Origin of the sequence: Cupriavidus sp. SS-3 (genome assembly GCF_035818815.1) — a bacterium.
Lineage (GTDB): Bacteria > Pseudomonadota > Gammaproteobacteria > Burkholderiales > Burkholderiaceae > Cupriavidus > Cupriavidus taiwanensis_C.
On sequence record NZ_JAYLVT010000002.1, the window covers coordinates 68,397 to 81,999 of the forward strand.

The window sequence follows — 13,603 nt, forward strand, 5'->3', positions numbered from 1 at the left end:
CAGTGCATCCCGGGTCGCTCGATATGACTTAATTGTTGTGTCCCCCGCGGCACGCATCTGAATTCAGGATATTTTTTACATGGCAAATTCCGCACAAGCCCGCAAGCGCGCCCGCCAGGCCGTTGCCCAGAACGCTCACAACTCCAGCCTGCGTTCGCGTCTGCGCACCGCCGTCAAGGCCGTCCGCAAGGCCATCGACGCTGGCGACAAGGCCGCTGCCGCCGAGATCTTCAAGAACTCGCAAGCTGTGATCGACAGCATCGCCGACAAGAAGATCGTGCACAAGAACAAGGCTGCACGTCACAAGTCGCGCCTGTCGGCCGCCATCAAGGCCATGGCTGCCTGATAGCTGGCCGGGCCGCCGCGGCGGCCCAGCAGAGGCGGGTGCCCCCGGGCATGCCGCCAACAACAAAAAAGCTCGTCACCCGACGAGCTTTTTTGCTTTCCGGCGCCGCGCCGCCGGGTTATTCGAGCGAGCAGGCTTCCACCAGCTGCAGGTTGTTGTCCCGGGCGAAATTCAGCACGAAGTCCAGTGCCTTGGGTTCGATATCACGCAGGCGCACGTCCACCACCACGCATTTGACATTGCCGGCAAAGATCGGCCGCACGTAGGGGGAGTAGGTCAGGCGGGGGTCGCCGCTGTCGCCCTCGGGGCGGAACTGCGCCATCACGCCGCACAGTCGTTCAGCCCAGTCGCTCGGGCGGAAGGTCTTGCCTTCCTTGGTAATGCCTTGGATAAAGTATTCGCGAACGTTGGGGTTCATGAGGCTGGACACTGCGGGTGAGGCGGATGACTCGACAGTAAGCCCGCTGGACGGGGGCGCCCGTTTGACGCGGCCGGGACGCGATTGGTTCGCGCTGGTTCCAGCCGGAAGGCGGGGCGTCGGTGTCCTGCAGGGGCACTTTTGATGCCGGCGGCGGGCACTGGCATGGGTATGCCGGGCCCCGCGTGAATCAGCCAGTATTATATCTTATATAAGAGTTGCGCATAAGGACGAAATCCTGTCGGGAAGCTGTCAGCGCAACCGTGCGGCAGGCCGCGGCCGGGTTGATCCGGGCTCGCCAAAGCAGAAATAATCCCTTATGATCCTTGCAGTTAAATTGCGTATGCGACGCGAAAGGCGGCTCCGCGACGCGCTTCGGTCATGAACAGTTTGCAAGAACAGTTCGTGACGGCGTGTCCCCACCGAGCCGCCTTCTTTGTTTTATGAGCTCAACCCCGATCAAGCATTACCTCCAGTTCAGCGACTTCACTCCCGACGAGTACGAGTACCTGCTGGACCGCGCGCGGATCCTGAAGGCCAAGTTCAAGAACTACGAGACCTGGCACCCGCTGCATGACCGCACGCTGGCCATGATCTTCGAGAAGAATTCCACGCGTACGCGCCTGTCGTTCGAAGCCGGCATCCACCAGTTGGGCGGCCACGCGGTGTTCCTGAACACGCGCGACTCGCAGCTGGGCCGCGGCGAGCCGATCGAGGATGCGGCGCAGGTGATCTCGCGCATGGTCGACATCATCATGATCCGCACCTTCGGCCAGGACATCATCGACCGCTTCGCCGCGCATTCGCGGGTGCCGGTGATCAACGGCCTGACCAACGAATACCACCCGTGCCAGGTGCTGGCCGACGTCTTCACCTATATCGAGCAGCGCGGCAGCATCCGCGGCAAGACGGTGGCGTGGATCGGCGACGCCAATAACATGGCGTACACCTGGATCCAGGCCGCCGAGCGCCTGGGCTTTACCTTCCATTTCTCGGCGCCGCCGGGTTACCAGCTGGATCCGGCCATGGTGCCGGCGTCCGCCGCCGGGCTGGTCAAGGTCTTCGACGACCCGCTCGCGGCCTGCCAGGGCGCCAGCCTCGTCACCACCGACGTGTGGACCAGCATGGGCTTCGAGGCCGAGAACGACGCCCGCAAGCGCGCCTTCAAGGACTGGATGGTCACCACCGCGATGATGGACCGCGCCGAGCCCGACGCGCTGTTCATGCATTGCCTGCCGGCGCACCGCGGCGAGGAAGTCGAGGCCGCCGTGATCGACGGCCCCAAGAGCGTGGTCTGGGACGAGGCAGAGAACCGCCTGCACGTGCAGAAGGCGCTGATGGAATACCTGCTCTGCGGCCGCTACTGAGCGCGCCCGGGGTGAACAGGAGAGGGGCCGTTGCGGCCCCTCTTTTTACGTCATTCGCAAGACACCCAAGGAGATGGAAGTGAGCCAGTTCGACAACGTATCGGTCGTCAAGAAAGCCAACCTGTATTTCGACGGCAAGTGCGTGAGCCACACCGTGCTGTTCCCGGACGGCTCCCGCAAGACGCTGGGCGTGATTTTCCCGGCGTCGCTGACCTTCAACACCGGCGCGCCGGAAATCATGGAGATCAACGCGGGCAGCTGCCGCGTGCGCCTGGCCGGATCGGAAGACTGGCAGACCTACGGCGCCGGCCAGCAGTTCAGCGTGCCGGGCAACAGCAGCTTCGATATCGAAGTGCAGGAGACGCTGGACTACGTCTGTCACTTCGAGTGACAGGCTGTGGGCCAGCCGGGCTGGCCCGCAGCGTTACAGCACCACCGGTTCGGGCTCGATGCGCACGCCGTAGCGCGCCTGCACTGTATCTGCGATACGGTTGGCCAGCGCCAGCAGCATCGCGCCGGTGCCGCCGCCGTGGTGCACCAGCACCAGGGCCTGCTTGCCATAGACTCCCACCGGGCCGTCGCTCAGGCCCTTGAAGCCGCAGCGGTCGATCAGCCAGCCGGCCGCCAGCTTGTACGTGCCGTCTGGCTGCGCATAGCTGACCAGGTCAGGATGCGCCTGCAACAAGGCGTCGCGCTGCGTGGCGCTGACCAGCGGATTCTTGAAGAAGCTGCCGGCATTACCCAGCTGCGCTGGATCGGGCAGCTTGCGCGAGCGGATCGCGACCACGGCGTCGCGGATGGCGGCTGCGTCCGGCGCGGCCTGCCCATCCAGTTCGCGCGCCAGTTCGCCGTAGGACAGCACCGGTTGCCATGCCCTGGGCAGGCGCAGCGTGACCGCGGTAATGATGTAGCGCCCTGCGCCGGCACCCTTGAACACGCTGTCGCGGTAGCCGAACTCGCAGGCTTGCTGATCCAGCCAGACGAAGGTGCCGGCCTGCCGGTCATAGGCACGCACGCCGGCAAAACGCTCGCGCAGTTCCACGCCATAGGCGCCGATGTTCTGGATCGGGGCTGCACCGGCGGTGCCCGGGATCAGCGCCAGGTTTTCCAGCCCGGGCATGCCGTCGGCGATGGTGCGGTTGACCAGCGCGTTCCAGTTCTCGCCCGCGCCGGCGGTCACCAGCCACGCTTCGCCGCCCGCGCTGGTGGCTTCGACCTGGTAGCCGGGGATTTCCATCAGCAGCACCAGCGCGTCGAGATCGCCGGTCAGCACGACATTGCTGCCACCACCCAGCACCACCAGCGGCAGGCCTTCGGCGCGCGGGTCGGCCAGGGCCGTGATCAGGTCGGCCTCGCTGCGCACGGGCACGGCAAAGCGCGCGCGCGCATCGAATCCGAATGTATTGTGGCGACGCAGGGGATAGAATTCGTGGAAATCTGCCATGCAAGGGAAAGGTGACGCGGCCGCCGCTGGTGTGCGCGACCCGGAACTGCGAGGTAGGCTGGATTATACGGAAGGCGCCGTGCGCGGCTGGCTTCCGGGCATACGGATCACAAGGAGAATGCAATGCCGTCGTTTGACGTAGTGTGCGAAGCGAATATGGTCGAGGTGAAGAACGCCGTCGAGCAAGCCAACAAGGAAATCTCGACGCGCTTCGATTTCAAGGGCTCCGACGCCCGGGTCGAGCACAAGGAAAACGAGCTGACCGCCTTTGCCGACGATGATTTCAAGCTGGACCAGGTCAAGGACGTGCTGATCAGCAAGATGGCCAAGCGCAATGTCGACGTGCGCTTCCTGGATTACGGCAAGACCGAGAAAATCAGCGGCGACAAGGTCAAGCAGGTGATCACCATCAAGAAGGGCGTGACCGGCGACCTGTCCAAGAAGATCGTGCGCATGATCAAGGACAGCAAGATCAAGGTTCAGGCCAGCATCCAGGGCGACACGGTGCGGGTGTCGGGCACCAAGCGCGACGACCTGCAGAACGTGATCGCCATGCTGCGCAAGGATGTGTCCGAGGCACCGCTGGACTTCAACAACTTCCGCGACTGAGCAGCCTCCGCGCCGGCTTTCGTGCCGGCTTTCGTGCCGGCTTCCGTGCCGGCGCCGCGCGCAGCCGCCCCTCAGCGCGGCTGCGGCAATCCCCCGATCTTCGCACCGGCCTTGATGCCCTTCTGCGCGAACCAGCCCTGGTTCATTTCCAGCGCATAGCGGACGGCCGCCTTGGGGCAATGGTTGTTTTCGGTGCGCGGCGCCATGTCTTCGATATTGACGATGGTGCCGTCGTCGGCGAGGAACGCAATCGACAGTGGCAGCTCGGTATTGCGCATCCAGAAGCAGTGGCCCGCCTTCTGCTCGAACACGAACAGCATGCCGGAATTCGGCGCCATCGATTTCCGGTACATCAGGCCTTGCTCGCGGGCCGCGGGGGTGGCGGCGACTTCGGCCTGGATCGCATACATGCCCGCGGTGAGCGGCGCCACCGGCAGCGCGCCTTGGGCGTTGGCAACGCCGGCCGCCAGTGTGGCAAGCAGCAAGCAGCAGCGTGAGGTCAGGGTCTTCGACAACAGGGGCATGATGGTCAGTCCGGGAAGGCTCGGCGTCGGGCAGCCGCAAGCATAACGCAGGTTGCACGCGTGGCACGCCGCGCGCGGTGCAACCGGTCCCAAACAAAAAAGGCAGGCGCCCTGGTGGCGGCCTGCCTTTCTTTCTGATGCCGGCGCACGGCCCGGCAGTGGCGCCAGCCGTGGTTACGCGGCCGGGGCTGCGGCAGCAGCGGTTTCCTTCTTCTTGCTGTGCTTCTTGTGGGTGGCCTTCTTCTTGGCGGTCTTCTTCGGGGCTTCCTTGGTGGCCGTGGCCGCGGCCGCGGGCGTGGCCGGCTCGGCAGGCGCAGCGGCCTGGGCGAAGGCGCCGGTGGCGAACAGGCCGACAACCAGTGCAGCGATCAGTTTTTTCATGGCGTATTACCTCGAAGGATAAAAGCAGTCGGGAAAGTGGTGACACGCGTGCTTGGACGTGTCCCCGACAAGAACGAGGCCGCTGCTGCCAGAGTTGACGGTCGATTGTTAGCTTTTGTAACGCAAGCGCCGCTTGGCGTCGTTCGCCTGTCTGGTCTTTGAGACATGAGTGCGCGGGGCCGGCGCCGCGCGTCCCGTGGTTGTCGACAGCGCAATGCCTGACTCCGCGAGCGGCACTTCGCAGCTTTGGCCGGGCGCGAGGCCGAGCGCGCGCAGGTCGAGCGCGCCGATCGCCACGCGGATCAGCCGCAGCGTCGGAAAGCCCACTGCCGCCGTCATGCGCCGGACCTGCCGGTTCTTGCCTTCCCGGATCTTCAGCTCCAGCCACGCCGTCGGGATGGCGGCGCGGAAGCGCACCGGCGGATGGCGCGGCCAGAGCCAGTCGGGGGCTTCGATGGCGCGCACCGCCGCCGGCCGGGTCACGAAATCGCCAAGGTCGACACCGGCGCGCAGGCGGACGAGGGCGCCCGCGTCGGGACTGCCCTCCACCTGCGCCAGGTAGGTCTTTTCCAGCTTGTGGCGCGGGTCGGCGATGCGCGCCTGCAGCGCGCCATCGTCAGTCAGCAGCAGCAAGCCCTCGCTGTCGGCATCGAGCCGGCCGGCCGGATAGACGCCCGGCACCGACACGCACGACGCCAGGGTGGGCCGGGTCGGGTGTTCCGAGAACTGGCTCATGGTGCCAAACGGCTTGTTCAGGGCGATCAGGGTCATGGGGCGCAAGTATGCCGCAGCGGCGCGTGTGCAGGTCGGTCAGGTCGGCCGGATCGGGGTCCGGCCCGATTGGCGGATGATGAAAAATTGCTGCATAATATAAAATTAGTCTTGTGTCTTATATAAGACTGAAGCCGATCAGGCATGGCGCCGGCATGATGCACGGCAGTATGGGCGTGGCATCCAGGCCCGCTACAATGCCAGCGCCATCTCCCCGAATCTCGCCGTCCGGCCACGAACCGGCGGCAGTCACAACCGTTCCGTAACTGGAGACGTCATGTACCAACACATCAAGGTTCCGGCAGGCGAAAAGATCACGGTCAACCAGGACTTTTCGCTCAATGTCCCGGACAACCCGATCATTCCTTATATCGAAGGCGACGGTACGGGCCTCGATATCACCCCGGTGATGATCAAGGTGGTCGACGCGGCCGTGGCCAAGGCCTACGGCGGCAAGCGCAAGATTGCCTGGATGGAGATCTACGCCGGCGAGAAGTCGACCAAGGTCTACGGCCCGGACGTGTGGCTGCCGGATGAAACCCTGGACGTGCTGAAGGAATATGTGGTGTCGATCAAGGGGCCGCTGACCACGCCGGTCGGCGGCGGCATCCGCTCGCTCAACGTGGCGCTGCGCCAGCAGCTGGACCTCTATGTCTGCCTGCGCCCGGTACGCTACTTCAAGGGCGTGCCCTCGCCGGTGCGCGAGCCGGAAAAGACCGATATGGTGATCTTCCGCGAGAACTCGGAAGACATTTACGCCGGCATTGAATGGGCCGCCGAGAGCGACCAGGCCAAGAAGCTGATCGCCTTCCTGCAGAACGAGATGGGCGTGAAGAAGATCCGCTTCCCGGCGACCTCGGGCATCGGCGTCAAGCCGGTGTCGCGCGAGGGCACCGAGCGGCTGGTGCGCAAGGCGATCCAGTACGCGATCGACAACGACAAGCCGTCGGTGACGCTGGTGCACAAGGGCAACATCATGAAGTTCACCGAAGGTGGCTTCCGCGACTGGGGCTACGAGCTGGCACAGAAGGAATTCGGCGCCGAGCTGGTCGACGGCGGCCCGTGGTGCAAGTTCAAGAACCCGAAGACCGGCAAGGACATCGTGGTCAAGGACGCCATCGCCGACGCCTTCCTGCAGCAGATCCTGCTGCGCCCGGCCGAATACTCGGTGATCGCCACGCTGAACCTGAACGGCGACTACGTCTCTGACGCGCTGGCGGCGCAGGTCGGCGGCATCGGCATCGCGCCGGGCGCCAATATGTCGGACTCGGTGGCGATGTTCGAGGCCACCCACGGCACCGCGCCGAAGTACGCCGGCAAGGATTACGTCAATCCGGGCTCGGAAATCCTGTCGGCGGAAATGATGCTGCGCCACATGGGCTGGACCGAAGCCGCCGACCTGATCATCGCGTCGATGGAGAAGTCGATCCTGTCCAAGAAGGTCACCTACGATTTCGCCCGGCTGCTGGAAGGCGCGACCCAGGTCTCGTGCTCGGGCTTTGGTCAGGTGATGATCGACAATATGTAAGCACAGACTCCCGCCAGGACGGGCGAGCTGTCAACAAGACCCCGGTACCGGATCCCCGGAACCGGGGTTTTTTCTTGCCGCTCGCCGTTGCGTTGGCTAGAACGTCAGGACTGACTGACGGGCATCCGGCCCGGGGAGACTGGCATGGACGATCCGTTCCGCCGCACCGCCTTCGGTGCGGCCCTGTTCTACAAGGATCCGCTGGCGGCGCTGGACTGGCTGGAGCGGGCATTCGGGTTCGAGCGGGTCATGGTGATCCGCGACCAGCAAGGGCAGCTGGTGCATTCCGAAATGCGATTCGCCGACAGCTACCTGATGGTGGGCAGCGAGTGGGCCGACTTTACCGCCAGCCCGGCATCGGTCGGGGGCAAGAACACCCAGACCGTGCACGTGCATCTGCCTAACGGGCTCGACCAGCATTGCGAGCGGGCCCGGGCCGCCGGCGCCGTGATCCTGCGCGAGCCGCAGGACGAGTTCTATGGCGACCGCACCTACACCGCCCGCGATGCCGAGGGCCATGTCTGGACCTTCGGCCAGACTGTGCGCAAGGTCACCAAGGAGGAGGCCGAACAGGCCAGCGGCCTGAAGATCGACGGCTGGACCTGAGCCGGCGCGTGCGGGCGTGGCAAGGACGGCCGGCCCAAAAACCAGAAAGCCCGGCGCCAGGCCGGGCTTTCGATGGGGTGTGCGTGCCGCTGATGCGAGCCGGTGCCCGCCGCGCCGCCTCTGGCGGCCAGCGGGGGCGCTGGCATCGGTCCCGTCCCGGGGGCAAATCCCCCACACCCTGGTTGACCGCTCCGGTGGCTCTGCGGCCGGGGATGCGGTCGCGGCGCGCTTTAGCTGGCGTCCTGGATATTGGTGGCCTGCTTGCCCTTAGGGCCCTGGACCACCTCGAACGAGACGCGCTGGCCTTCCTTCAGCGTCTTGAAGCCCGCCATCTGGATAGCCGAAAAGTGCGCAAACAGTTCTTCTTCGCCCTCGTCCGGCTTGATGAACCCGAATCCCTTGGCGTCATTGAACCATTTGACGATACCGCTTGCCATATACTCCCCCAACGAAATAGCAGATTTTCAAGCGGGGAAGCTTGCCAGCCAGACGGCACGGACTGCGGCGCCATGGCTGGCCGCGTGCTGAAATGCGGCCGGCGATGACGCGCGGCGAGGTGCTGTCGCGAGGCGGCCAGTCTGATTGCTGACTCGCCGCCGCGGGCCGTGGGCCTCCCTGCTCACGGATCACCCGCCTTGGCTGTTGCTTTGGCTCGCTGGCCTTCGGTGGGTGTGCAACCGATTTTTCTGGCAAAGGCGGAGACTGTCAAGCTGGCGGATTCCCCACTGCCAGAAGGGTGTGGCAGGAACAGTACGGCGCCTGGTGTTACCGTTGCCATGAATCGGCGGCCGCCGGCCCGGATTTTCGGTCGGTGCGGCGACGTGCCTTGCAAGGCCTTCCGCGGATCTATCCGCTCCCATTCACCACGGAAAACCGGTGGCCGGACTCTTGAATCCACCGCCTTTTCCCCAAATTGCAGAGTTGCGAGTAAGGGTTAGAATAAAGCCATGGCTACACGGCTTGCGAATGTCCCACAACGCGAAGCGGGCACCATCCTGGAGCGCAAAGAGCAGGCGCTGAAACCGCCTGCCATGTTCAAGGTGGTGCTGCTGAACGACGACTACACTCCGATGGAGTTTGTCGTGATGATCCTGCAGCAGTATTTCAGCAGGGACCGGGAAACGGCGACGCAGATCATGCTGACCGTGCACCGGGAAGGAAAGGGCGTCTGTGGTATCTACACCAGGGATATCGCGGCGACTAAGGTCGAGCTGGTGTCAACGCACGCGCGGCAGGCGGGGCACCCCCTGCAGTGCGTGATGGAGGAAGCATGATTGCGCAAGAATTGGAAGTGAGCCTGCATATGGCTTTTGTCGAAGCCCGGCAGGCACGCCACGAGTTCATTACCGTGGAGCACCTGCTGCTGGCATTGCTCGACAATCCCACGGCAGCTGAAGTCTTGCGCGCCTGCGCGGCCAATATCGAGGACCTGCGCACCAGCCTTAAGAACTTCATCGCGGACAACACGCCGGTGGTGCCGGGTACCGACGAGGTCGATACCCAGCCCACGCTGGGTTTCCAGCGCGTGATCCAGCGCGCCATCATGCACGTCCAGTCCACTTCCAACGGCAAGAAGGAAGTCACCGGCGCCAACGTGCTGGTCGCGATTTTCGGCGAGAAGGATTCGCACGCGGTCTATTACCTGCAGCAGCAGGGCGTGACGCGCCTGGACGTGGTCAATTTCATCAGCCACGGCATCCGCAAGGACCAGTCCGAGCCGGCCAAGCACGGCGAGGCGGCTGGCGAGGGCGAGGGCGGCGACGGCAAGGAAAGCCCGCTCGAGCAATACACCCAGAACCTGAACGCGCTGGCCAAGGCCGGCAAGATCGATCCGCTGATCGGCCGCGAGAGCGAAGTCGAGCGCGTGGTCCAGGTGCTGTGCCGCCGGCGCAAGAACAACCCGCTGCTGGTGGGCGAGGCCGGCGTCGGCAAGACCGCGATTGCGGAAGGCCTGGCGTGGCGCATCACCAAGAACGAGGTGCCGGACATCCTGGAGAAGGCGACGGTCTACTCGCTCGACATGGGAGCGCTGCTGGCCGGCACCAAGTACCGCGGCGATTTCGAGCAGCGCCTGAAGGGCGTGCTCAAATCGCTCAAGGACAATCCCAACGCGATCCTGTTCATCGACGAGATCCACACGCTGATCGGCGCGGGCGCCGCCTCTGGCGGGACGCTGGATGCAAGCAACCTGCTCAAGCCGGCGCTGTCGTCGGGCCAGCTCAAGTGCATCGGCGCGACCACCTTCACCGAATACCGCGGCATCTTCGAGAAGGACGCGGCGCTGTCGCGGCGCTTCCAGAAGATCGACGTGGTAGAGCCGTCGGTGGACCAGACCGTGCAGATCCTGCGCGGGCTGAAGTCGCGCTTCGAGGAGCACCATGGCGTCAAGTACGCGTCGTCGGCGCTGACCGCCGCGGCCGAGCTGTCGGCGCGCTTCATCACCGACCGCCACCTGCCGGACAAGGCGATCGACGTGATCGACGAGGCCGGCGCGGCGCAGCGCATCCTGCCGAAGTCCAAGCAGAAGAAGACCATCGGCAAGGGCGAGATCGAGGACATCGTCTCGCGCATCGCGCGTATCCCGCCGCAAAGCGTGAACCAGGACGACCGCAGCAAGCTGCAGACGCTGGAACGCGACCTGAAGTCGGTGGTGTTCGGGCAGGATCCGGCGATCGAGGCGCTGGCCTCGGCGATCAAGATGTCGCGCGCCGGCCTGGGCAAGACCGACAAGCCGATCGGCTCGTTCCTGTTCTCGGGCCCCACCGGCGTGGGCAAGACCGAGGTTGCCAAGCAGCTGGCCTTCATCATGGGCATCGAGCTGCTGCGCTTCGACATGTCCGAATACATGGAGCGCCATGCGGTGAGCCGCCTGATCGGCGCGCCGCCGGGATACGTCGGCTTCGACCAGGGCGGCCTGCTGACCGAGGCCGTGACCAAGAAGCCGCACTGCGTGCTGCTGCTGGACGAAATCGAGAAAGCGCATCCGGATATCTTCAATATCCTGCTGCAGGTGATGGACCATGGTTCGCTGACCGACAACAACGGCCGGCGCGCCGACTTCCGCAACGTGATCATCATCATGACCACCAATGCGGGAGCGGAGACCATGAACCGCGCCACCATCGGCTTCACCAGCTCGCGCGAGCAGGGCGACGAGATGGCCGACATCAAGCGCATGTTCACGCCGGAGTTCCGCAACCGGCTGGATGCCACCATCAGCTTCCGCTCGCTCGATGAGGAAATCATCCTGCGCGTGGTCGACAAGTTCCTGATGCAGCTGGAAGAGCAGCTGCACGAGAAGAAGGTGGAAGCCAGCTTCAGCGAGAAGCTGCGCAAGTTCCTGGCCCACAAGGGCTTCGACCCGCTGATGGGCGCGCGTCCGATGCAACGCCTGATCCAGGACATGATCCGCAAGGCGCTGGCCGACGAGTTGCTGTTCGGCCGCCTGGTCTCCGGCGGCAAGGTGGTAGTGGATCTGGACGAACAGGACCAGATCAAGCTCGATTTCTCCGAGATCGAGCCGGAACCGCCCGAGGCGCCCGAGGAACAGCGCGCAGAAGCCTGAGCGATATTCGGCCGCGTTGCCAGCAACGGGGTCGATCATCGGGCAAAATAGCGGGGCGGCCAAGACTGGCCGCCCCGTTCCTTTTTCCCTGCCGCCCCACGCCTCCAGCGCCCCGAAACCGAACACCCCGATGTCCTCTGCCGAACGCACGCGGCGCCGCCGCCTGCTGCTCAAGATCCTGCCGCTGGGCGCCTTGCCGGGCCCGATGCTCCATGCCGCGGTCGCAAGCGCCGCCGATGGCGCTGCCACCAACCGTCCGATCGCACTGGTGCTGCCGTTTCCGCCGGGAGGCAGTGTCGACATCGTCGCGCGCCAGCTGCAGCCCGGGCTGAAGGCAGCATTGGGGCAGACCGTGGTGGTGGACAACAAGCCGGGCGCGGGCGGGCTGATCGCGTCGAGCACCGTGGCGCGCGCCAGGCCTGACGGCAATACGCTGCTGATGGCATTCGACACGCATGCGATCAACCCGTTTGCCTACAAGCAGCTGCCCTACGACACCTTCCGCGATTTCTCGCCGATCTCGCAGCTGGTGCGCTTCCCGCTGGTGATCGCCGCCAATCCGGCGCTGCCGGCGTCGAACGTGCGCGAACTGGTGGCGCTGGCCAGGGCCAGGCATGACGGCGTGCGCTATGCGTCGTCGGGCATCGGCAGCCTGAACCAGCTCGCCGCCGAGGCGCTCGCGACCGAGGCCGGCGTGCATATGCTGCACGTGCCCTACAAGGGCGGCGGCCCGGCGGTGCAGGCGGTGCTGTCCAACGAGGTCGATATCTTCTTCAGCAGCTACGCCGCGGTGCAGGCGCACGTGGCCGCGCGCACGATCAAGGTGCTGGGCGTGACCGGCACCAGCCGCCTGCGCCAGTTGCCGCAGGTGCCCACGGTGGCCGAGCAGGGCCTCAAGGGCTTCGAGGCCTATTCGTGGATCGGCGTGTTCGGTCCGGCCGACCTGCCGGTGGCGACGGTGACGCGCCTGCACGGCGCGCTGGTCGAGTCGCTGCGCCAGCCACGCGTGGTCGATGCGCTCGGCGCGCAAGGCTTCGAAATCGTCGGCGGCAGCCCGGCCGAGCTGGGCCAGCTGGTACGTCGCGAGCATGACAAATGGCAGGCGGTGGCGCGCAGGGCCAATATCCAGTTCGAATAAACCAGTCCGGCGCCACCGTGCGCCACGCGTCCGGGGGGATGCCGATGGCAACGCAAGCAGAAATGTTCGATCACGCCGTGGTGGTGTGCCCAGACCTCGATGCCGGCGCTCAGGCCTGGCAGCGGCTCGGCTTCACGCTGACGCCGCGCGGCTACCACACGCTGGGTTCGCAGAACCACTGCATCATGCTGCAGCGGGACTACCTCGAGCTGCTGCACGTGACCGCGCCCAGCCCCAGCCGGCAGTATTACTGGGACGCCCAGCAACGCGGCGGTGGCTGTGCGGCGATGTCGTGCAAGAGCGCCGATGCCTTCGCCACCGCGGCGCGGCTGCGCGCGGACGGCTGGCACACCTCGGAACCGATCGAATTCTCGCGTCCGGTGCGGCTGGACGATGGCAGCGAGCATCCGGCCACCTTCCGCGTGACCGCGCTCGACGACGCCCCGGGTGCGCGCTATTTCGTCTGCGAGCATCGCACGCCCGAGCTGCTGTGGCGGCCCGAATGGATGCGCCATGCCAACGGCGCGCACAGCATCGCGACCATGTTCCTGGTGGTGGCCCCGGCGCTGGTGGATGCCGCCGCGCGCGCCTATGCCGAGCTGACCGGCGGCGAGCTGACGCAGCTGAGCGAACATGTCAGCAGCCTGGCGGTCGACAATGCCACGCTGGTGCTCAGCACGCCGCAGGCGCTGGCATCGGCCACCGGCAGCGCGCATATCCGTCGCGACGGGCCCGGCTATGCCGCGATCCGCTTGCGCACCAACGACCTTGCGGCCGCCCGCGCCGGCTGGCGCGAGCAGGGCGTGCCGACCCACGACCTGGGCCCGCGCGAAACCCTGGTGCCGGCCGATGTTGCCAGCGGCGTGGCCTTGCTGTTCGAGCAGCGGGGCTGAAATGCAAACTGGC

General features: G+C 65.4%; 16 protein-coding genes. 10 read left to right on the top strand and 6 right to left on the bottom strand.

The window, feature by feature from the left end:
• Positions 1–79 precede the first annotated feature (79 nt).
• Positions 80–346 (top strand): 30S ribosomal protein S20, encoded by a 267-nt coding sequence (gene rpsT / locus U9J39_RS03650; RefSeq protein ID WP_006579059.1) that lies wholly within the window; start codon positions 80–82, stop codon positions 344–346.
• A gap of 118 nt (positions 347–464) precedes the next feature.
• Here the strand turns inward: rpsT and U9J39_RS03655 are convergent, their stop codons facing one another.
• Entirely contained in the window at positions 465–764 is a 300-nt protein-coding gene (locus tag U9J39_RS03655; protein WP_012353767.1) for a DUF3579 domain-containing protein, read from the bottom strand.
• Between the two features lie 443 nt (positions 765–1,207).
• Here U9J39_RS03655 and argF point away from each other — a divergent pair, with 443 nt between their 5' ends.
• On the top strand, positions 1,208–2,131 hold the full coding sequence (gene argF / locus U9J39_RS03660; protein ID WP_115681051.1) for an ornithine carbamoyltransferase: 924 nt from the start codon (positions 1,208–1,210) through the stop codon (positions 2,129–2,131).
• A gap of 79 nt (positions 2,132–2,210) precedes the next feature.
• A complete protein-coding gene (ppnP, locus tag U9J39_RS03665; RefSeq protein WP_115710691.1) occupies positions 2,211–2,522 on the top strand; it encodes a pyrimidine/purine nucleoside phosphorylase in 312 nt (103 codons plus the stop codon).
• Between the two features lie 33 nt (positions 2,523–2,555).
• Here ppnP and murB read toward each other — a convergent pair whose 3' ends face one another.
• A complete protein-coding gene (gene murB / locus U9J39_RS03670) occupies positions 2,556–3,575 on the bottom strand; it encodes a UDP-N-acetylmuramate dehydrogenase (RefSeq protein WP_115710689.1) in 1,020 nt (339 codons plus the stop codon).
• A 123-nt stretch (positions 3,576–3,698) separates the two neighbouring features.
• Here murB and U9J39_RS03675 point away from each other — a divergent pair, with 123 nt between their 5' ends.
• Complete coding sequence (locus tag U9J39_RS03675; protein WP_012353763.1) at positions 3,699–4,184, top strand: YajQ family cyclic di-GMP-binding protein; 486 nt, start codon at positions 3,699–3,701, stop codon at positions 4,182–4,184.
• A gap of 71 nt (positions 4,185–4,255) precedes the next feature.
• On the opposite strand, the gene U9J39_RS03680 is transcribed toward U9J39_RS03675, so the two are convergent.
• From U9J39_RS03680 to U9J39_RS03690, 3 genes are all read right to left on the bottom strand, one after another.
• A complete protein-coding gene (locus U9J39_RS03680; protein WP_115681048.1) occupies positions 4,256–4,708 on the bottom strand; it encodes a DUF192 domain-containing protein in 453 nt (150 codons plus the stop codon).
• A 174-nt stretch (positions 4,709–4,882) separates the two neighbouring features.
• Complete coding sequence (locus tag U9J39_RS03685; protein ID WP_326346552.1) at positions 4,883–5,089, bottom strand: hypothetical protein; 207 nt, start codon at positions 5,087–5,089, stop codon at positions 4,883–4,885.
• Between the two features lie 108 nt (positions 5,090–5,197).
• Positions 5,198–5,860 carry a pseudouridine synthase gene (locus tag U9J39_RS03690; protein WP_326346553.1) on the bottom strand — a complete coding sequence of 221 codons (663 nt, stop codon included), beginning with the start codon at positions 5,858–5,860 and terminating at the stop codon, positions 5,198–5,200.
• 277 nt (positions 5,861–6,137) lie between these two features.
• On the opposite strand from U9J39_RS03690, the gene icd reads away from it, so the two are divergent.
• Together icd and U9J39_RS03700 are read left to right on the top strand one after the other, a co-directional pair.
• On the top strand, positions 6,138–7,388 hold the full coding sequence (icd, locus tag U9J39_RS03695) for an NADP-dependent isocitrate dehydrogenase (RefSeq protein ID WP_112774326.1): 1,251 nt from the start codon (positions 6,138–6,140) through the stop codon (positions 7,386–7,388).
• Positions 7,389–7,532: 144 nt separating this feature from the next.
• Positions 7,533–7,994 carry a VOC family protein gene (locus tag U9J39_RS03700; protein ID WP_326346554.1) on the top strand — a complete coding sequence of 154 codons (462 nt, stop codon included), beginning with the start codon at positions 7,533–7,535 and terminating at the stop codon, positions 7,992–7,994.
• 230 nt (positions 7,995–8,224) lie between these two features.
• Here the strand turns inward: U9J39_RS03700 and U9J39_RS03705 are convergent, their stop codons facing one another.
• Entirely contained in the window at positions 8,225–8,431 is a 207-nt protein-coding gene (locus U9J39_RS03705) for a cold-shock protein (protein WP_012353757.1), read from the bottom strand.
• Between the two features lie 510 nt (positions 8,432–8,941).
• On the opposite strand from U9J39_RS03705, the gene clpS reads away from it, so the two are divergent.
• The 4 genes from clpS (at position 8,942) to U9J39_RS03725 (ending at position 13,590) form a co-directional block, all read left to right on the top strand.
• Positions 8,942–9,268 (top strand): ATP-dependent Clp protease adapter ClpS, encoded by a 327-nt coding sequence (clpS, locus tag U9J39_RS03710; RefSeq protein ID WP_010814998.1) that lies wholly within the window; start codon positions 8,942–8,944, stop codon positions 9,266–9,268.
• Entirely contained in the window at positions 9,265–11,559 is a 2,295-nt protein-coding gene (clpA, locus tag U9J39_RS03715; RefSeq protein ID WP_018007976.1) for an ATP-dependent Clp protease ATP-binding subunit ClpA, read from the top strand. The genes clpS and clpA overlap by 4 nt, the downstream gene beginning before the upstream one ends.
• A gap of 130 nt (positions 11,560–11,689) precedes the next feature.
• Positions 11,690–12,697, top strand: coding sequence for a tripartite tricarboxylate transporter substrate binding protein (locus U9J39_RS03720; RefSeq protein ID WP_326346555.1), 1,008 nt, complete (start codon positions 11,690–11,692; stop codon positions 12,695–12,697).
• Positions 12,698–12,741: 44 nt separating this feature from the next.
• The gene (locus tag U9J39_RS03725; RefSeq protein WP_115711724.1) at positions 12,742–13,590 is read left to right on the top strand and encodes a VOC family protein; all 849 of its coding nucleotides are present in this window, start codon (positions 12,742–12,744) and stop codon (positions 13,588–13,590) included.
• Positions 13,591–13,603: the final 13 nt, after the last annotated feature.

What these genes read in the sequence shown, in the direction of transcription:
- rpsT (WP_006579059.1), top strand. Translation starts at nt 80, where the DNA reads ATGGCAAATTCCGCACAAGCCCGCAAGCGCGCCCGCCAGGCCGTTGCC.
- argF (WP_115681051.1), top strand. Translation starts at nt 1,208, where the DNA reads ATGAGCTCAACCCCGATCAAGCATTACCTCCAGTTCAGCGACTTCACT.
- murB (WP_115710689.1), bottom strand. Translation starts at nt 3,575, where the DNA reads ATGGCAGATTTCCACGAATTCTATCCCCTGCGTCGCCACAATACATTC.
- clpA (WP_018007976.1), top strand. Translation starts at nt 9,265, where the DNA reads ATGATTGCGCAAGAATTGGAAGTGAGCCTGCATATGGCTTTTGTCGAA.
- U9J39_RS03680 (WP_115681048.1), bottom strand. Translation starts at nt 4,708, where the DNA reads ATGCCCCTGTTGTCGAAGACCCTGACCTCACGCTGCTGCTTGCTGCTT.
- U9J39_RS03675 (WP_012353763.1), top strand. Translation starts at nt 3,699, where the DNA reads ATGCCGTCGTTTGACGTAGTGTGCGAAGCGAATATGGTCGAGGTGAAG.
- clpS (WP_010814998.1), top strand. Translation starts at nt 8,942, where the DNA reads ATGGCTACACGGCTTGCGAATGTCCCACAACGCGAAGCGGGCACCATC.
- U9J39_RS03655 (WP_012353767.1), bottom strand. Translation starts at nt 764, where the DNA reads ATGAACCCCAACGTTCGCGAATACTTTATCCAAGGCATTACCAAGGAA.
- U9J39_RS03725 (WP_115711724.1), top strand. Translation starts at nt 12,742, where the DNA reads ATGGCAACGCAAGCAGAAATGTTCGATCACGCCGTGGTGGTGTGCCCA.
- U9J39_RS03700 (WP_326346554.1), top strand. Translation starts at nt 7,533, where the DNA reads ATGGACGATCCGTTCCGCCGCACCGCCTTCGGTGCGGCCCTGTTCTAC.
- icd (WP_112774326.1), top strand. Translation starts at nt 6,138, where the DNA reads ATGTACCAACACATCAAGGTTCCGGCAGGCGAAAAGATCACGGTCAAC.
- U9J39_RS03720 (WP_326346555.1), top strand. Translation starts at nt 11,690, where the DNA reads ATGTCCTCTGCCGAACGCACGCGGCGCCGCCGCCTGCTGCTCAAGATC.
- U9J39_RS03685 (WP_326346552.1), bottom strand. Translation starts at nt 5,089, where the DNA reads ATGAAAAAACTGATCGCTGCACTGGTTGTCGGCCTGTTCGCCACCGGC.
- U9J39_RS03690 (WP_326346553.1), bottom strand. Translation starts at nt 5,860, where the DNA reads ATGACCCTGATCGCCCTGAACAAGCCGTTTGGCACCATGAGCCAGTTC.
- U9J39_RS03705 (WP_012353757.1), bottom strand. Translation starts at nt 8,431, where the DNA reads ATGGCAAGCGGTATCGTCAAATGGTTCAATGACGCCAAGGGATTCGGG.